The following is a 16594-nucleotide window of genomic DNA, read 5'->3' as shown; positions in this document are numbered from 1 at the left end:
CCGCCGACCGAGAAAGACATTGGACTATGAGACACCGGGTGATCTGTTTTCAGCAGCCCTTGCCAATGGCATTTGAGCGTTGCACTTGAAATGCGAATGTAAGGGCCTTTTATTTAAACATTGAATTCAAAAATCTATTTATAAATCCACCGGTTGCCAATCTTGTCCTTGAACAGGCGGCAGCCATTGGCCGCCTTGCTGGCAGAAGCCCCACAGCATATCTGGGATGCCGTAATGGTCGGCTTTTTGCGGGTCAAGCGTGCTGACAATTTGATCATCTTGGCCGTTTTTCAGCAGCGTGCCAATATTTGGATTCATCATCACGGCTTTACCCAAGGCGATAAATTCGGCAAAACCTGTGGCATAGGCTTCACGGATTTGCTGGCCGCTGAGCAAGTTGCCCACGCCGATTAAAGGTAGGCGGCCGGCGATTTGGCGGTGAACCAGCTCCATGCGGGTGAGATTGGTGTCTGCGCCACGGCGGGCTTTTTTGCTGAATTCCCACAGTGAAATATGCAGATATTGCAAGGGCTTGTTGCACAATGCATCAATCAGGGCGAAGGTATCCGCCATGGTCAAGCCGTGTTCGCCCGGCTCTTCCGGTGAAAAACGGTAGCCGATGATGAAGTCGGGCTTTTGATTTTTTTCACGCACATTTACCACGGCATTGACCACCGCCAATGGGAATTTTAAGCGTTTTTCAAGGCTGCCTCCCCAAGCATCGTCGCGTTTATTGAATTCGCCCGAGAAAAACTGCTGAATCAAATAGCCGTTGGCACCATGAATTTCCACGCCGTCAAATCCGGCCAAAATAGCCAATTCTGTGGCATTGGCAAATGCTTGAATCAACGATAAAACTTCATCTTCCGTCGCTGCTTTGGCACCGCTTGGCTCATGGTCGGACGGCGCAATCAATGCTTGGCCGTCGAGCAAGTCTTTGACTGCTTCTTTACCGCCGTGATGAATTTGCAAAATCGCTTTGGCACCTTGATTTTGCAAGGTTTGCGCAAGCTGTTTCAAGCCTGCCAGATGACGTTCGTCAATGGCTTCAGGCTGGCCGGCAAACGCTTTGCCGTTTTTCGCCACCAAGGTTGCGGCAGTGATAAACATGCCGATGTCGCCGGCGCGGTTGCCGACAAATCGCTCTTCCTGCTCGCCCAATGTGCCGTCAGAATTGGATGCAAAATGCGTCATCGGCGCGACTACTAATCGGTTTTTGATGGTTACGCCGTTGTTTAAGGGGTAAGGGGTGAATAAATCAGTCATAAATACCTCTGTGCTACGTTGATTGAGTGCCAATTTAATAATTTTGTAAAATTATATTTTTTACAATTTAATAATAAAACCAAAATCATGGTTTGCCATGATTAGATAGTTGATTTCGATGGTTACACAGATTGCGTCGCAATTTTGCGCAACAATGCAATTTCGTCAGCCGATAAATTCAGGCATGTGCCCATTTTTCCGGGAATCTCTACTGCTTGATGCTCTAAGGCTCTGCCGCTGTTGGTCAGGCGAATGATGACGCTGCGTTCGTCTTCAATGCTGCGCGTGCGCTCGACCAATTCTTTGGCTTGCAAACGTTTGAGCAGTGGCGTGAGTGTGCCGCTGTCGAGATGCAGCTTTTCGCCCAACTCGCCCACGCTTTGTTCGCCGTGTTCCCACAACACCAGCATGACCAGATATTGCGGATAGGTCAAATCCAGCGCTTGCAGAAAAGGCGTATAGCGGCGGGTGATTTCTTTGGATAAGGCATAAAGCGGAAAACACAATTGGTTTGAAAGCTTGAGTTGCTCGTACATGGCAGTTATCTAGATGAAATAAAGACAATTCTATCACATCATTATATTGTTCAAAATTTAATTTTCTAAAGATAACCATAGCGACCATGATAAAGGCCGTCTGAACGTTTCAGACGGCCTGCCTAACGCTTACCAATGCAATACTGCGCTCTCTTCAATCGGCACGCGGCCTAAATGGGTTTTGTTTTGTTGCGCTTCCCAATCCGGATAACCGAAGGCAATGCCGTGCAGCAATTTATATTCATCGGATACGCCCAATTCACGGCGGATATCATCGGCAAACAAACCTAAAAACAACATCGGAATGCCGCCAAAGCCACGCGCGGTCAGCGACAGTAAAAAGGTTTGCGAATACATGCCCATGTCGGCAGCGATGTTGACATCATGATTATCCACGCTCGGCATAAACAAAAACGCCATGTGCGCCGCGCCGTAGCCGGTGATGTTTTGCTCGATCACCGGCTGGCGGCCGGCTTTGTCTTCACGCGGCACACCGAAGCTGGTCGTGAACACGTGCGCATATTGATTACGCCAGCGTGGCTCATAAATGCCGGTAAATTTGCTTTGATCAAACTCAAAATCCGGGCTGAATTTGCCCTCGCGGAATCGCTCGCCGATGATTTTATGCAAGCGCTGCAAGGTTTCGCCCGAAGCAATATGCACCAACCAAGGCTGGGTATTGCAGGCAGATGGCGCATTTTGCGCATCAGCAAGAATTTGTTTGATTTCCGCTTCGGTCATCTCGGTCGGCAAAAATTTACGGATAGACTGACGGGTTTTGACGGTGGTTTCAAAATCTAACATGGCGTTCTCTTGATTGAACAATGCAATGGCGTTCAGTTTATTTTGTTGAAAACAAAATAAGAAGCCACTAAAATGGAAACCTACCTTCCATAAACGGAAATTTTATGAATCTCAATGCCCTACGTTTATTCGTTGCCGTTGTGCAAGACGGCAGCTTGTCGAAAACCTCAGAAAAATTAGGCGTACCAATTGCCACCATCAGCCGCCAAATCAGCGAGCTAGAAAAATCACTGAATATCCAATTGTTTGACCGCTTCAAATCAGGCGTGAAGCCGACCATGGCGGGGCAACGGCTGTATGAGCAGGTGTATGTCAGCATGGATAATTTGGTTAACGCCGAGCAAGTCTTGTTTGCCGAACAAGGCCGTCTGAAAGGTTTATTGCGCATTTCCGCCCCACCCGATTGCACGCCGGTGCTGGCTTGGATCGCGGCATTTCAAGCGCAGTTTCCGTTGATTCAAGTGCATTGCACCATGACTGACCGCGTGCTGGATATGACGGCAGACGGCATTGACGTGGCTTTCCGCATGGGCGAATTGCACGGCGACAATTTTATTGCCAAAAAAGTATTGTCAGTCGGCGCCAAGTGGGTGGCGCACCCAGATTTATTGGCCAAATTCGGTACACCGCAAAATTTGACCGAATTGGCCGCTTTGCCCGTAGCCGGTTGGGCGCGCAATGGCGAAAACACGCTTAAAGTGATGGTGGGCAAACAGGTGCATTTTGTGCCTTATGTGTTTGCCTGCAATGAAAGCTCAGCCTTGGAATATATGGCCATCGTGGGCAAAGCGGTATGCCATTTGGCGGATTATTCGGCCAATCGGTTGATCGCGCAGCATGGTTTGGTGGAAGTTTTGGCTGATGTGGATTTCCCGCGCTACGACATTTCGATGATTTACGCGGCGCACCGCTATCCTTCCAGCATTGTGCGGGCGTTTGTGGAATTTGTCGGGCAGCAGCTTGAGGCCGTCTGAACTTTACACAACAATCTTTTTGAGATGCTTTTTCAGACGGCCTAGATAGGTCTATAATATGAAAACAATTTTCTCAACTTCCAAACCCGTAAAGGAATCAATATGTTTGGTATCACTAAAGAACAAGTATTAGACGCTTTCACCTTCCGCTCCGCCTGCCGCTATTACGATCCCGAGCGCAAAATCAGCGATGAAGATTTTAATTATCTGTTGGAGCTTGCTCGTTTGTCGCCAAGCTCGGTCGGCTCTGAACCGTGGAAATTTCTGGTGATTCAAAACCCCGAATTGCGTGAAAAACTCAAGCCCTTCAGCTGGGGCATGGCGCGACAATTGGATGCATGCAGCCATTTGGTGGTGTATTTGGCGAAGAAAAACGCCACTTATGATTCCGATTTCCTGCGCGCCGGTTTGGAAAAACGCGGCCTGACCGATGAGCAAATGGCCAAAAGCGTGGCCATTTATGAAAATTTCCAAAAACACGACATTGAAATCTACGGCAGCGAACGCGCCCTGTTTGACTGGACCGGCAAACAAACCTACATCGCCTTGGCCAATATGATGACCGGCGCGGCCTTAATCGGCATTGATTCTTGTCCGGTAGAAGGCTTGGATTATAAGGAAGTCAACCGTATTTTGGTTGAAGAAGGCCTGTTTGATCCCGAAGAATGGGGCGTTTCCGTGGCGTGTACATTTGGCTACCGCGCCAAAGAGATTACCCACAAATTCCGCCGTCCGCTCGATGAATTGGTGACTTGGGTGAAATAATCCAAATATTTATTTAAGGCCGTCTGAAACAATTGGTTTCAGAAGGCCTTTTGTTTCTTTTAAAGAAAGCAATCGTTTCGTATAACCGGATTGTTTTCTTTAAAATAGCCCTTATAATCACTTTATCATTTAAATAAAACCAAGGAACACCATGCGCACCATTCGACAAATCTACCAAGCGCCGCCGAAACATTGGGTGGGCGATGGTTTTCACGTGTCGCCGCTGTTTTCCCACATGGACGAAGTCAGCAAACAGACCAGCCCGTTTCTTATGCTCGATTACGGCGTGCCCACCGAATTTTCTCCCAACTTCGGTGCACCGCGCGGCGTGGGCAGCCATCCGCATGCCGGTTTTGAAACCGTCACCGTCGCGCTGCAAGGCGAAGTGGCACACCGCGACAGCTCGGGCGGCGGCGGCATTATCCGCGAAGGCGATGTGCAATGGATGACCGCCGGCCGTGGTATTGTGCACGAAGAATTTCACAGCAAAGATTTTAGCGAATGCGGCGGTGTACTGGAAGAATTGCAGTTTTGGGTCAACCTGCCGCGCGAGTTTAAAGAAGTTGCCCCCGAATACCAAGCCTTACCTAAGGAAAAGATTCCGGTGGTACCGCAAGACGATGCCAAAGTGAACGTGATTGCGGGCGAACTCAACGGCGTAAAAGGCGCGGCGCGTACGTTCAGCGAAATCAATTTATGGACGATTGACCTGCCCGCCCAAGGCTGTGCCGAATTTGACTTACCCGCCAATCACAACGTGATGCTGGTAAGCTTGCGTGGCAATGTGTCGGTGAATGGGCGCATGGTTAAGCCGACCGAATTGGTGACATTTGAAATCGAAAGCGGCAAAATCACTTTGCAGGCACAAGACGAAGATGTGAAGCTGGCCTTATTCGGTGGTGTGCCGATTGATGAGCCGGTGGTCGGCTACGGTCCGTTTGTGATGAACACGCGCGAAGGAATCTTGGAAAAAATCCGCGCGTTTAAAGCCGGTGAATTTGGTTTGCTTGATTAGTCAACAAGGCCGTCTGAACGATTCAGACGGCCTTGAAAATATTAGGCTTTACGATAGCGCCACACTAAGCCGAATCCGACCACGGTTTTCAACAGCAGCCACGCAAACGCCAGCGAAAGATTGCTGAATGATTCGGTAAAATCCGTCGGAAGATAGCGGCTCCAGTGCGGGTGTGAATCAATCATGCCAAAACCGATAACCGTTGCCCACATCACCAAAGACGACAGCAACAGCGTCATACCCAGCACATAATAACGCCGCGCCTTCATCGCCAACACGCCCAAACCAATCAACACCAGCGCAGACAAAGCCAAAATGCCAAACAACATGCCACGGATTTCTGCCAAAATATCAAAAAACAGCAACATATCCAAAAGCGTCAACACCCAGCCGCCGATGACCAACAAACACACGCCGAAAAAAGTCCGCATTATTTGACTCCGAAGCTTGTTTTATTTTATGTCCGCCGTCATTTGAAACATCATCACATTCCGTTATCAGGCGACCTATTTAAAGATTGAATCTTTCAATCTAATTAATCATGAAATTCTATACCAAACCGTAAGGCAATCCAATCATGACATCACAATTATTACAAGCATTTTTGCACACCCACATCCCCGCCACCGCCGCGCTTCAGATTCAAGTGCAGGAAGCCGATCGCGAACATGTCGTCCTCACCATGCCACACATCCCCAACCGCAACCATAAAAACACCGCATTCGGCGGCTCCATCGCCTTAGGTGCGACCACCTGCGGCTGGGCATTGGTACACAGCCATCTGCCCGAAGCGGCCGGTAATATCGTGATTCAACAAGGCGAAACCCAATACCTGCGCCCTGCCCGCGGCGATTTAACCATCCAAACCCGCCCCGTTGCCGCCGAAAGCTGGCAGCACATGAATGATATGTTTGCCAAACGCGGCAAAAGCAAAGTGGTATTGGAAATTGACGTATTTTCAGAAGGCGAGCTGGCTGCGGTGTTTGTCGGTAAATTTGTGGCGTTGAAGGATTAAAAAGGATTTTCCCCTTATTTAAACGCTTTCTTGCTTAATCTCTATTTCAAATAATTTAGGCCGTCTGAAATCTTTAAGATTTCAGACGGCCTAAATTATTTTATGGATTACAAAGACTTGATTCTGCTCCATAAAGTTTTCATCGCACCGCCGTAATAATCGCTTGACGTGCAATATGAAGCTTCAATAGCGCATTGCCCTTCGGTGCCGAATTTCTTGCTGCATTGGGTAATCGCTGTTTGGTGGATGTTTTTAAACAAAGGCGAACTGATGACCACCACATTTTCGGTGGTCATGCGGTTATGCGCACGCGGATAAGCCACGGCAACACAGGTATTTTGCAAAGGCATCACCGATTGGCAGCCGGTAGCTTGATCTTTTTGGACACCGGCCAACGCATCCTGTCCACGACAATAAGCAGCCAATTCGTTGCTGGCATCAAGCTGGTTCAGGTTTTCGCGTGTGGTTTTGATATGCAACACATCGCTGCTGTCGCTTGGATTTTGCCAAAAAGCCAAATAGCCGTAGGTATCGGCTGCCGCAGCAGTAGCAGCCAAGCTGCTCAATAGCAATGCTGAGAGAATTTTCTTCATGGTGATTCTCGATGATTTTAAATTCAGATTTAATTATAAAACAAATATCAGTTTGAAAGTGATTATGGGCTCAGATGATGTATTTTCAAACCATTTTCATTTATTTTAACTTGAATTTATGCAACATTTCAGCCAAGCGCCCTTTCTTAGCATAAGCATCTGAAGATGTGCAAAATACGGTTTCAAGCGCACATTCGCCTTCGCTGCCGTATTTCAGACGGCATTGTTGCAAAGCCTGTGCCGCCACCTTACTAAACGCCGGATTTTGCGCCACCACTACATTTTCATGTTTCAATAATCCTTGCGCACGCGGCCATGCTGCTGCCGCACAAGAGTTATTCAATGCGGTCACGCTCCGGCAACCGCTTGCTGTTTGCGTATTCACATTCCACAAACGGTCTTGCGCTTGGCAAAATGCATCTAATTCTGCTTTTGCTTCTTCCGCGCTTGCATTCTCCGCAGTGGTTTTGGTCACGGTCACAATTTCTGTTTGCTCGGGGTGTTGCCAAAATGCAATATAACCATGAGTATCCGTAGCATAAAGCAATGGTGTGCATGAAAAAATAAATAGGGAAAACAAGATTTTCATCATATTAATCAACAATATTTGCCTAAGCTTAAATTATATAATGAAAGAGTCAGACCTTTGCAAAAACCCAGGTTTGAATACAGTTCGAAGTTATATCAGCACAGAAAGCGCAGACATATCATGAAGATAGGCAAGCTTTCGAGCAGCGCATAACGAAGAAAAGTGCCAAAGATGGGGATTTTACAAAGGTCTCAGGCCGTCTGAAACGGATTATCCCTGTTTCAGACGGCCTGAGTATTCACCGCTTTTCAATCCCGCTCAGCAATCTTTTTCAGACGGCCTCTTGCGTTTTTTTCTTGGCTGCACCTTTTTGAAACTTCAACACTACTTCACCTTTCTCGCGGTTCCAGTCGATTTTGACGTAGCCGCCATCTGCCAATTTGCCAAATAGCAACTCATCAGCCAAGGCTTTGCGGATTTTTTCCTGAATCAGGCGGTGCATCGGGCGCGCGCCCATTTGCGGATCAAATCCTTTTTCAGCCAAGTATCGGCGCAATGCCGGTGTGAATTCGGCTTCGACCTTTTTGTCGAGCAGCTGATGCTCCAATTGCAGCAGGAATTTGTCCACCACTTTGATGATAATCGGTTCAGACAACGGCGCAAATGGAATAATCGCATCCAAGCGGTTGCGGAATTCAGGCGTAAACATCTTGTTGATGGCCTGCATTTCATCACCACGCTCACGTTTGCTGGTAAAGCCGAAGGTCGGACGGCTCAAGCTTTCGGCACCGGCATTAGTGGTCATAATCAGAATGACGTTGCGGAAATCGGCGCTTTTGCCGTTGTTGTCGGTCAAGCGACCGGCGTCCATCACTTGCAGCAACACGTTGAAAATATCGGGATGCGCTTTTTCAATTTCGTCCAACAGCAGCACGCAATGCGGTTGCTTATTCACGGCTTCAGTCAGCAAGCCGCCTTGATCAAAGCCGACATAGCCCGGCGGCGCACCGATTAAGCGCGACACGGCATGGCGTTCCATGTATTCCGACATATCAAAGCGTTGCAGCGGCACACCCAGCGAGAAGGCCAATTGACGGGCGACTTCGGTTTTGCCCACACCTGTCGGGCCGGAAAACAGGAAGCTGCCAATCGGTTTGTCAGGCAAGCCCAAACCGGAGCGCGACATTTTCACGGCAGCGACCAAGGCTTCGATGGCATCGTCTTGGCCGTAAACCATGTTTTTCAAATCACGCGCCAAGAATTGCAGCACTTGTTTGTCATCATGCGACACCGTTTTCTCCGGAATGCGGGCAACTTTGGCAATCACCGATTCAATTTGCGCTTTGCCGATGACTTTTTTCTGCTTGGATTTCGGCAGAATACGTTGCGCCGCACCGGCTTCGTCCATCACATCGATGGCTTTGTCCGGCAGAAAACGCTCGTTGATGTAGCGTGCGGAAAGCTCGGCAGCGGCTTCCAACGCGCCTTGGGTGTAGCGCACTTGGTGGAAGCTTTCAAACATCGGTTTCAAGCCGCGCAGGATTTGCACGGTTTCGTCCACGGTCGGCTCGACAATATCGATTTTTTGGAAACGGCGGCTCAAGGCATGGTCTTTGTCGAAAATGGTACGGTATTCGTCGTAAGTGGTCGCACCAATGCAACGCAACAGGCCTTTGGCCAATGCCGGTTTGAGCAGGTTGGACGCATCCATCGTACCGCCGCTGGTGCTGCCCGCGCCGATAATGGTGTGAATTTCATCGATAAACAAAATGGCGTGTTCAACTTTTTCCAATTGTTTTAACACGGCTTTCACGCGCGCTTCAAAGTCGCCGCGGTATTTGGTACCGGCCAGCAATGCGCCCATGTCCAGTGAATACACCACGGCATTTTGCAGCGTTTCCGGCACGTTGCCGTTGACAATCTGATGCGCCAAACCTTCTGCCAAGGCGGTTTTGCCGACACCGGCTTCGCCCACCAGCAAAGGATTGTTTTTGCGGCGGCGGCACAAAATCTGCACCAAGCGTTCCATTTCATGTTTGCGGCCGATGAGCGGATCGATGCGGCCGGCATTCACTTCGTCATTCAAATTCACGCAGTATTTGGCCAACGGATTACCTTTTTCTTCTCCCTGCTCGCCTGCTTCGGCATCTTGGCCGTCTAAAGATTCTTGCGCGGCGGCATTCAAACCGCCATGCGCAATGCTGCGCAAAATTTCAAAACGGCTCACGGATTGCAGTTTCAGGAAATACACGGCATGGCTGTCGCTCTCGCTCATGAGCGCCACCAGCAAGTCCAGCGGCGAAACTTCGCTTTTGCCTGCCGATTGGGTGTGCACCATGGCACGTTGGATCACGCGCTGAAAGCCTAAAGTCGGTTGCGTTTCGGTGTTGTCCAACAAATGCTCGGGAATCTGCGGCGTGTTTTCGGTCACACTGTCGGTGAGCTGGTCGGACAATAATTTTAAATCGGCGCCACACTCGGCCAGCGTGTTTCTGACAGCTTCGTTTTCATCAATCAACACCAGCAATAAATGCTCTAGGCTGATGAATTCATAGTGTTCGCCGCGTGCTTCGGTATAAAGCACTTGCAAAATGCGTTCTAATTCTGATGACAGCATGGATTAAACCTCCTCAACGATACATTGCAGCGGATGGCCTTCTGCCTTGGCTCGCTGCATGACTTGCTGCTGTTTGGTTTGGGCAATGTCGCGTGTGTATGTGCCACACAAGCCCTTGCCCTCATGATGAACCAGCAGCATCACCGCGACGGCTTGTTCTTCGCTCAACATGAAAATTTCAGTCAACACCGCCACCACAAAATCCATGGTCGTGTAATCGTCGTTTAACAGGAAAACGCCGTAACGTTTCGGCGGCTGGGTTTGTCGGTCATTTATTAATGTTTCCGATTCGTGATGAGTATGGCTATTGCTCATGTATATATATGGCTCCAAAACCGTTTTTAAACTGGGCTTAGCACAATATCACGCACCATGCGCAAATCTATGCTTAATAAATAAAAAACGGGTCATTTCTGTTGTATTTTGTACTATTTTAATAAATTTTTGGCTTTTTCCCAAACATTACTTGACTACAGACATTAACGAATGTAAAAAGACGGTTAAGCAGAGTCGGCACTCGAAGAAGCATATTGTTTTTAGGGAGAAACTTGAAACTTTTTGGTTTGACGTATTGCCTTATTTGCTGTTTTTGTTAAATTTTTAAGTATAGGAAGTTCTCAATGGCAACCGGTATCGTAAAATGGTTCAACGACGCTAAAGGTTTTGGTTTCATCACTCCAGATGAAGGTGGCGAAGATTTGTTCGCTCACTTCTCTGCGATCAACATGGATGGTTTCAAAACCCTGAAAGAAGGCCAACGCGTGTCTTTCGAAGTGACCACCGGCCCTAAAGGCAAACAAGCTGCTAACATTCAAGCTGCTTAATGAGTGCGCGGCGTCAGCCGTAATGTGATGGCGGGATTTCCCGCCATTTTTTATTGTGGGTACGACATGGACGATTATCAACGTGCATTAAAGCAACTCGATGAGTTAATTGCACATTTTCGCAGCCAAGGCGAAGTTTCCTGTGCTGTTGCAGAAGCAGAAGACCGCCTGTTAATCAAGCTGGCGGATTTAAAAATCGATTTAAAACCGCAGCACACCCAAGACATCGCCAACATCAACCTTTTTTACCAGGGCCATATCCAATCATGAAACATTCTATTCCTGCAGGCATTTACCGCCATTACAAAGGCAATCTGTACGAAGTCACCGGCCTTGCCCACCACAGCGAAACCGAAGAAGAATTGGTGGTTTACCGCGCTTTATACGGCGAATTCGGTTTATGGGTGCGCCCTGCCGCCATGTTTGCCGAAACCGTTGAATTCAACGGCGAAACGGTGGCACGTTTTGCCCTCGTGAAAGCGTTTTAAATTTTCAGACGGCCTCAAAGCCTTTGACCTATTATTTCCCTTTTTCAGACGGCCTGATAAAATAGGCCGTCTGAAAACCTATCAAGAATCAGCATTATGAGTATTGCCAATAATAAAAAAGCCTTTCACGATTACTTTATTGAAGACCAAATCGAAGCCGGTTTGGTGCTGGAAGGATGGGAAGTAAAAGCCATCCGCGCTGGTCGTGTGCAGCTCGAAGAAAGCTATATCTACTGGAAAAAAGACGCGTTTTATCTGGTTGGCTGCCACGTCACTGCCTTGCCGACCGCTTCGACCCACGTCAAACCCGATCCGGTGCGTCCGCGTAAATTACTGCTCAATCAAGCCGAGATTAACAAGCTTATCGGCAAAACCGAACGCGCCGGTTACACCATTGTGCCGCTCAATCTGCATTACAACCGCGGCCGCATCAAAATGGAAATCGGCTTGGCTAAAGGTAAAAAACAACACGACAAACGCCAAAGCCTGAAAGAAGCCGATTGGAAGCGTGAAAAACAGCGTTTGATGAAAGTAACGCGTTAATATTTTTCAGACGGCCTTTGAACATCGTTTCAAGGCCGTCTGAAATATTTGCAGCGGATAGCGTTTTACATATTCCGCCTCAATCCTTTCTCAAAAACACGCAAGATTGCACTTTATCCGCTTTTCAAGATGCGCTTCTGCCACAATAATAATGCCGTCTGAAAACTCATTATCCTGCGAAGGAAAACACCATGCGACAAGCCTCACTTGCCCTGCCTTTGTTTTTAATTCTGTTTGGCGCGGTTTGGTTTTAAAAACCACCGGCATCCTGCCCGCCACCGCCACCCTGATTGCCATCGGCTTAGGTGTAGCCGGATTGGCCGTGATGATCATGGATGGCATCAACAAGCAATCGATTATTTCCGGCCCGATTTTGATGTATATTGGTGCAGCCATTTATTTGCGCACTGAATACTGGTTTGCCTATTCGCCACTAATTGCCTTAGGCATGATGGTGCTGGGCTGCCTGTTGTTGCTCTCGCGCAGCAGCATGATTCCGTATAAAATGCCCAAGCATCCCGACCGTTTGTCACACTAAACCGAAAGGCCGAGAATCACTCGACCTTTTTCTTTGCTAACCACTAATGATTTTTAGATAAACATGGGTATTTTCGAACGATTTCTCAGTATTTGGGTGGCGCTCGCCATTGTCGCCGGCGTCATCATCGGCACCCTCTTTCCGCAAGCCATACAATACATTGCCTTAATGGAAGTGGCGCACATCAACTTACCCGTCGCCGTGTTGATTTGGCTGATGATTTATCCGATGATGATTCAAATCGATTGGTCGGCCATCAAAGATGCCGGGCAAAAACCGAAAGGTCTGCTGATGACGGTCGTGGTCAATTGGCTGGTGAAACCATTTACCATGGCGCTTATCGGCTGGCTGTTTTTCCGCTGGCTGTTTGCGCCTTGGGTTGATCCGCAGTCGGCACAAGAATACATCGCCGGCATGATTTTGCTCGGTGTCGCGCCCTGCACAGCGATGGTTTTTGTGTGGTCGCAATTGGTTAAAGGCGATCCGAATTACACGCTGGTGCAAGTCTCGGTCAACGACATCATCATGATTTTTGCCTTCGCACCGATTGCCGGATTTTTATTGGGCGTGAGCGACATCAGCATTCCTTGGCAAACCTTGGTGTACAGCACGATTTTATATGTATTACTGCCGCTTTTGGCCGGATTAATCACGCGTAAAATACTGCTGGGAAAACGCCTTTCAGTTGGCTCGTTCACCGCCAAACTTAAGCCTTTTTCGATTTTCGGCTTATTACTGACTGTGGTGCTGTTGTTTGCTTTTCAAGCGCAAACCATCTTAAGCCAGCCGTTTATCATTGTGCTGATTGCCATTCCGTTGCTGGTGCAAACCTACGGCATTTTCTTTCTCGGTCATTGGGTTGCCAAGCGCCTGAACCTGCCGCATGAAATCGCCGCCCCCGCTTGCCTGATTGGCACCAGCAATTTCTTTGAATTGGCTGTTGCGGTTGCCATCTCTTTATTCGGCCTGCACTCCGGCGCCGCATTGGCCACCGTGGTCGGCGTGTTGGTAGAAGTGCCGGTGATGCTGTCGTTAGTGGCCTGGATTAACCGCCGCAATCGATCACCAGCAGCCTAATCAAGCAGAGACGTTTGCAAAACCCTAGATTTGAGTACAGTTCAAAGTTGTAGCAGCACAGAAAGCGCAGACATATCATGAAGATAGGCAAGCTTTCGAGCAGCGCACAACGAAGAAATGTACCAAAGATAGGGATTTTGCAACGGTCTCAAGCAATATATTTGCTGCCTATTTACGACAAAGGCCGTCTGAACATTTCAGACGGCCTTTCCATTTGTCCCATCAAACAGGATTTACCAAGAAGCACGCAAACCGACTACGGTGGTGTAATTGCGTTCTTTGCTGCGTAATTCACCATTGCGATATTGCTTAGAACGTGTGGTTTGCACTTCGGCAAATGTCTTCACATCAATCAATTCGCCTTTTGGAATCAGATAATATTCCGTGCCGACCATAAACTGATGCTGTTTCTCTTTGCGGTCAGAAGAAGACACTTGGTCACGTTTTTCAGTCTTGTAAGCATACATACCGTAAGCGCGCCAATCACTGGTTAATTTGTGGTAAATCGCCGTGCGGATTTCATTATTGGTGCGTTTATAGCCCGCTTCTTCTTCATCTTTGCGAATACGACGTTCGATGTCGATACCAACGGTGGTGTCGTCAAATGTGTACGCCGTACCGAACGCATAAGCGGTGCGAACATAGTCTACCGGCTCTTCTTGGCGATAGTGCTCGCGAGTTGCACCTAAACCAACATTCCATTCGTCACCATCATTGACTTCAAATGTTTTCACCAAGCCGGCACCAATAATATCTTTACGTGTTTCACTCAAGCCATCATTACCACGCGGGCTACGGCCACCATAAAATACGCCGGTTTTAATGCCTTGCTCTTTGTTTTCATATTTATATTGAACTGAGCGGCGCGCACCTGATGCCAACAAGCCATCACTTAGGCTCAAAGTGTTGGCCAAGTCGGTTTGCTTCACATCATCAGTAATCACTGTTTGATTACCGTATGTCAGTTCACCATAGCGTTTATGACCGATTCCGCCGTATAGTTGGCGGGTGTAGATATGGTCAAAATCATGGTTAGATGGGCGGTCGACACCGTTACTGTCTTTACCGCGGAAGCGCCATTCCACACGGCCTAAAGCATAAAGATCGTCATGACCCAGCGACTGTTTGGCTTTAAAGCCGAAACGTGAGCCATTGTTGGTAATCGGATGATTTTTACTTTCTTTGGTGACCTCGCCTTTGCGAACATCGGTTTCTTTATCGGCTGTGGTTTCCCATTTGATACGAGCAGAGCCGACAAAATCGATTTTGGTGCCGGTTTCATCGCTTTCGAATACCGTTGCCGCGCCGGCCGGTAAAGCGATGGCGGCAGATAATAAAAACGTCAGTGCCGTTTTATTCATGGTTGAGATTCCTTTAAAAATAGGTTGGCTATCTGGTTAAATTGCCGCAAGTCTATCTGTGTTTTATTGACAAAGAAATACCCAAACTTAAACAAATAAACAATACCTGTAGTTAATTTAACGATTTACCTTAATCATTTCCTGTTTTATTTTTAGTTTTGCTAAGAAAAGAAAAATTATATTTACGTCTTACTTTCTTTTAACAATGCCGAGCGCAATAAAGTTTATGCAAACCATATACGCAACGCTGGTTTGACTAATGCCAGCCATGTTTTGATTGCTGCCCTGTGCCAATATCAAGTTGCTCGCAATAGCATAAATGTTAAGAAAAACAAACCAATCCGTAAATTATCGAAATGGTCGATATTTGCCGTTAATGCTACATTAGCGCCCTTTTCAAGCATTTCACCATACTGCCGGCGCATTTGCCGGCAATTTTACCCCACAACTGAAGTAATGATTCAACATGGCAAGAGACCGTAAAACCTCCCCCCGCATAGCCTTTTATTCACACGACACAATGGGCTTAGGACACATCCGCCGCAATATTCTGCTGGCGCAATCTGCCTTGGAAGCGTATCCCGATGCCGAAGTTTTATTAATTTCCGGCGTACGCGAATCCGGCGCATTCAAGCTGCCTAAAGACGCCGATAGTGTGACCCTGCCGACTTATTTCAAAACGGTGAAGGGTGAATACATTCCACGCTCGCTGGGCAAAAGCGTCAAGCGTCTGACCCATATCCGCAAAAACATCATTCACGCAGCTTTAGAAGCCTTCAAACCCGACATCATGGTGGTGGACAACGTGCCACGCGGTGCGATGAACGAGCTGGACAACATTCTCCCCGAGCTGGCCAGCCGCGGCACGCACATCGTATTGGGCGTGCGCGACATCATTGATGAACCGGAAGCCGTACGCGCTCAATGGAAAAAGCTGCAAAACATCGAAATCATCCGTCTGTATTTTTCCAGTATTTGGGTGTATGGCGACCCGAATCTCTACAACTTCGCCGATGAATACCAAATTGCGCCCGATATTGTCGACAAACTGCGTTATGTCGGTTATCTCGATCAAAGCCGCCGCATGGAAGTTCGCGGCCTGCGCGTCGGTGCTTCTGAAATCGAAAGCCCGTTTGCTTTGTGCGCTCTGGGCGGCGGGCAAGATGGTTTTGAAGTGGCGCATGCCTTTATGCAATCTACCCTGCCTGCAAATTGGCGCGGGCTGTTGATTACCGGCGCATTGATGCCAGAAGAGCAACGCGTCCAACTGCATGCCATGGCCAAAGAGCGGCCGCTGCAAGACATCAAAGTGGTCGATTTTGTGCCTGAGCCTTTGAAAATCATGCGTGAAGCGGAATGCATTATTTCGATGGGCGGCTACAACACCACCACCGAAATCCTGTCGTTCAACAAACGCGCCCTGATTGTACCGCGCATTAAACCGCGCACCGAGCAATGGATACGCGCTTCGCGCCTGGCAAAAAACGGCATCATCGAATGCCTGCATCCTGATGAATTAAGCCCTGATGCGCTGAGTGCCTTTATGCAATCGACCAAACCGCAAGCCGAGGCCCGCACCAGCCTGCGCTTCGACGGCCTTGACCGTGTGACAGCTGAAATTGGCACCATTCTCGAAAACCATTAATTTT

General features: G+C 48.3%; 19 protein-coding genes and 1 pseudogene. 11 read left to right on the top strand and 9 right to left on the bottom strand.

What is annotated here, in order from left to right:
- Positions 1-138: 138 nt before the first annotated feature.
- The 3 genes from CRG49_RS02600 to CRG49_RS02590 all read right to left on the bottom strand — a co-directional run bounded on the left by CRG49_RS02600 (position 139) and on the right by CRG49_RS02590 (position 2606).
- A complete protein-coding gene (locus CRG49_RS02600; RefSeq protein ID WP_095502597.1) occupies positions 139-1266 on the bottom strand; it encodes an NADH-dependent flavin oxidoreductase in 1128 nt (375 codons plus the stop codon).
- Between the two features lie 122 nt (positions 1267-1388).
- The gene (locus CRG49_RS02595) at positions 1389-1802 is read right to left on the bottom strand and encodes a MarR family winged helix-turn-helix transcriptional regulator (protein ID WP_095502598.1); all 414 of its coding nucleotides are present in this window, start codon (positions 1800-1802) and stop codon (positions 1389-1391) included.
- A 129-nt stretch (positions 1803-1931) separates the two neighbouring features.
- Positions 1932-2606 (bottom strand): nitroreductase, encoded by a 675-nt coding sequence (locus CRG49_RS02590; RefSeq protein WP_095502599.1) that lies wholly within the window; start codon positions 2604-2606, stop codon positions 1932-1934.
- 104 nt (positions 2607-2710) lie between these two features.
- Between CRG49_RS02590 and CRG49_RS02585 the strand changes: the two genes are divergently transcribed.
- The 3 genes from CRG49_RS02585 to CRG49_RS02575 all read left to right on the top strand — a co-directional run bounded on the left by CRG49_RS02585 (position 2711) and on the right by CRG49_RS02575 (position 5360).
- Positions 2711-3580, top strand: a complete 870-nt coding sequence (locus CRG49_RS02585; RefSeq protein WP_095502600.1) for a LysR family transcriptional regulator — start codon at positions 2711-2713, stop codon at positions 3578-3580.
- Positions 3581-3682: 102 nt separating this feature from the next.
- The gene (locus CRG49_RS02580) at positions 3683-4345 is read left to right on the top strand and encodes an NAD(P)H-dependent oxidoreductase (protein ID WP_095502601.1); all 663 of its coding nucleotides are present in this window, start codon (positions 3683-3685) and stop codon (positions 4343-4345) included.
- Positions 4346-4496: 151 nt separating this feature from the next.
- Positions 4497-5360, top strand: coding sequence for a pirin family protein (locus tag CRG49_RS02575; protein ID WP_095502602.1), 864 nt, complete (start codon positions 4497-4499; stop codon positions 5358-5360).
- Between the two features lie 41 nt (positions 5361-5401).
- Here CRG49_RS02575 and CRG49_RS02570 read toward each other — a convergent pair whose 3' ends face one another.
- On the bottom strand, positions 5402-5791 hold the full coding sequence (locus CRG49_RS02570; RefSeq protein WP_095502603.1) for a hypothetical protein: 390 nt from the start codon (positions 5789-5791) through the stop codon (positions 5402-5404).
- Positions 5792-5937: 146 nt separating this feature from the next.
- On the opposite strand from CRG49_RS02570, the gene CRG49_RS02565 reads away from it, so the two are divergent.
- On the top strand, positions 5938-6375 hold the full coding sequence (locus CRG49_RS02565) for a YiiD C-terminal domain-containing protein (RefSeq protein WP_095502604.1): 438 nt from the start codon (positions 5938-5940) through the stop codon (positions 6373-6375).
- Positions 6376-6482: 107 nt separating this feature from the next.
- On the opposite strand, the gene CRG49_RS02560 is transcribed toward CRG49_RS02565, so the two are convergent.
- The 4 genes from CRG49_RS02560 to clpS all read right to left on the bottom strand — a co-directional run bounded on the left by CRG49_RS02560 (position 6483) and on the right by clpS (position 10429).
- Positions 6483-6968: a DUF4189 domain-containing protein gene (locus CRG49_RS02560; protein ID WP_095502605.1), complete on the bottom strand. Its 486-nt coding sequence runs from the start codon at positions 6966-6968 to the stop codon at positions 6483-6485.
- 100 nt (positions 6969-7068) lie between these two features.
- The gene (locus CRG49_RS02555) at positions 7069-7560 is read right to left on the bottom strand and encodes a DUF4189 domain-containing protein (protein WP_095502634.1); all 492 of its coding nucleotides are present in this window, start codon (positions 7558-7560) and stop codon (positions 7069-7071) included.
- A gap of 268 nt (positions 7561-7828) precedes the next feature.
- A complete protein-coding gene (gene clpA / locus CRG49_RS02550; RefSeq protein WP_095502606.1) occupies positions 7829-10114 on the bottom strand; it encodes an ATP-dependent Clp protease ATP-binding subunit ClpA in 2286 nt (761 codons plus the stop codon).
- Positions 10115-10117: 3 nt separating this feature from the next.
- Positions 10118-10429, bottom strand: a complete 312-nt coding sequence (gene clpS, locus CRG49_RS02545; protein WP_095502607.1) for an ATP-dependent Clp protease adapter ClpS — start codon at positions 10427-10429, stop codon at positions 10118-10120.
- 305 nt (positions 10430-10734) lie between these two features.
- Here clpS and CRG49_RS02535 point away from each other — a divergent pair, with 305 nt between their 5' ends.
- The 6 genes and pseudogenes from CRG49_RS02535 to arsB all read left to right on the top strand — a co-directional run bounded on the left by CRG49_RS02535 (position 10735) and on the right by arsB (position 13584).
- Positions 10735-10938 (top strand): cold-shock protein, encoded by a 204-nt coding sequence (locus CRG49_RS02535; protein ID WP_016687461.1) that lies wholly within the window; start codon positions 10735-10737, stop codon positions 10936-10938.
- A 27-nt stretch (positions 10939-10965) separates the two neighbouring features.
- Entirely contained in the window at positions 10966-11208 is a 243-nt protein-coding gene (locus CRG49_RS02530; RefSeq protein WP_232727244.1) for a branched-chain amino acid ABC transporter, read from the top strand.
- The gene (locus tag CRG49_RS02525; RefSeq protein WP_095502609.1) at positions 11205-11426 is read left to right on the top strand and encodes a DUF1653 domain-containing protein; all 222 of its coding nucleotides are present in this window, start codon (positions 11205-11207) and stop codon (positions 11424-11426) included. The genes CRG49_RS02530 and CRG49_RS02525 overlap by 4 nt, the downstream gene beginning before the upstream one ends.
- Before the next feature lie 96 nt (positions 11427-11522).
- Positions 11523-11969, top strand: coding sequence for an SsrA-binding protein SmpB (gene smpB, locus CRG49_RS02520; RefSeq protein ID WP_095502610.1), 447 nt, complete (start codon positions 11523-11525; stop codon positions 11967-11969).
- A gap of 191 nt (positions 11970-12160) precedes the next feature.
- A pseudogene (locus CRG49_RS02515) lies at positions 12161-12507 on the top strand (hypothetical protein).
- Positions 12508-12570: 63 nt separating this feature from the next.
- The gene (gene arsB, locus CRG49_RS02510) at positions 12571-13584 is read left to right on the top strand and encodes an ACR3 family arsenite efflux transporter (RefSeq protein ID WP_095502611.1); all 1014 of its coding nucleotides are present in this window, start codon (positions 12571-12573) and stop codon (positions 13582-13584) included.
- A 233-nt stretch (positions 13585-13817) separates the two neighbouring features.
- Here arsB and CRG49_RS02505 read toward each other — a convergent pair whose 3' ends face one another.
- Positions 13818-14945 (bottom strand): porin, encoded by a 1128-nt coding sequence (locus tag CRG49_RS02505; protein ID WP_095502612.1) that lies wholly within the window; start codon positions 14943-14945, stop codon positions 13818-13820.
- Positions 14946-15411: 466 nt separating this feature from the next.
- Between CRG49_RS02505 and CRG49_RS02500 the strand changes: the two genes are divergently transcribed.
- Complete coding sequence (locus CRG49_RS02500; protein WP_198515142.1) at positions 15412-16590, top strand: glycosyltransferase family protein; 1179 nt, start codon at positions 15412-15414, stop codon at positions 16588-16590.
- Positions 16591-16594: the final 4 nt, after the last annotated feature.

Source organism: Neisseria sp. N95_16 (genome assembly GCF_002551535.2).
GTDB classification, from domain to species: Bacteria; Pseudomonadota; Gammaproteobacteria; order Burkholderiales; family Neisseriaceae; genus Neisseria; species Neisseria brasiliensis.
Note: the sequence above shows the minus strand (reverse complement) of the source record. Positions and strands in the feature narration are given on the sequence as shown.

Bases quoted from the DNA above. Each gene is read 5' to 3' on its own strand.
- CRG49_RS02600 (WP_095502597.1), bottom strand. From the start codon at position 1,266: ATGACTGATTTATTCACCCCTTACCCCTTAAACAACGGCGTAACCATC.
- CRG49_RS02595 (WP_095502598.1), bottom strand. From the start codon at position 1,802: ATGTACGAGCAACTCAAGCTTTCAAACCAATTGTGTTTTCCGCTTTAT.
- CRG49_RS02590 (WP_095502599.1), bottom strand. From the start codon at position 2,606: ATGTTAGATTTTGAAACCACCGTCAAAACCCGTCAGTCTATCCGTAAA.
- CRG49_RS02585 (WP_095502600.1), top strand. From the start codon at position 2,711: ATGAATCTCAATGCCCTACGTTTATTCGTTGCCGTTGTGCAAGACGGC.
- CRG49_RS02580 (WP_095502601.1), top strand. From the start codon at position 3,683: ATGTTTGGTATCACTAAAGAACAAGTATTAGACGCTTTCACCTTCCGC.
- CRG49_RS02575 (WP_095502602.1), top strand. From the start codon at position 4,497: ATGCGCACCATTCGACAAATCTACCAAGCGCCGCCGAAACATTGGGTG.
- CRG49_RS02570 (WP_095502603.1), bottom strand. From the start codon at position 5,791: ATGCGGACTTTTTTCGGCGTGTGTTTGTTGGTCATCGGCGGCTGGGTG.
- CRG49_RS02565 (WP_095502604.1), top strand. From the start codon at position 5,938: ATGACATCACAATTATTACAAGCATTTTTGCACACCCACATCCCCGCC.
- CRG49_RS02560 (WP_095502605.1), bottom strand. From the start codon at position 6,968: ATGAAGAAAATTCTCTCAGCATTGCTATTGAGCAGCTTGGCTGCTACT.
- CRG49_RS02555 (WP_095502634.1), bottom strand. From the start codon at position 7,560: ATGATGAAAATCTTGTTTTCCCTATTTATTTTTTCATGCACACCATTG.
- clpA (WP_095502606.1), bottom strand. From the start codon at position 10,114: ATGCTGTCATCAGAATTAGAACGCATTTTGCAAGTGCTTTATACCGAA.
- clpS (WP_095502607.1), bottom strand. From the start codon at position 10,429: ATGAGCAATAGCCATACTCATCACGAATCGGAAACATTAATAAATGAC.
- CRG49_RS02535 (WP_016687461.1), top strand. From the start codon at position 10,735: ATGGCAACCGGTATCGTAAAATGGTTCAACGACGCTAAAGGTTTTGGT.
- CRG49_RS02530 (WP_232727244.1), top strand. From the start codon at position 10,966: ATGGCGGGATTTCCCGCCATTTTTTATTGTGGGTACGACATGGACGAT.
- CRG49_RS02525 (WP_095502609.1), top strand. From the start codon at position 11,205: ATGAAACATTCTATTCCTGCAGGCATTTACCGCCATTACAAAGGCAAT.
- smpB (WP_095502610.1), top strand. From the start codon at position 11,523: ATGAGTATTGCCAATAATAAAAAAGCCTTTCACGATTACTTTATTGAA.
- arsB (WP_095502611.1), top strand. From the start codon at position 12,571: ATGGGTATTTTCGAACGATTTCTCAGTATTTGGGTGGCGCTCGCCATT.
- CRG49_RS02505 (WP_095502612.1), bottom strand. From the start codon at position 14,945: ATGAATAAAACGGCACTGACGTTTTTATTATCTGCCGCCATCGCTTTA.
- CRG49_RS02500 (WP_198515142.1), top strand. From the start codon at position 15,412: ATGGCAAGAGACCGTAAAACCTCCCCCCGCATAGCCTTTTATTCACAC.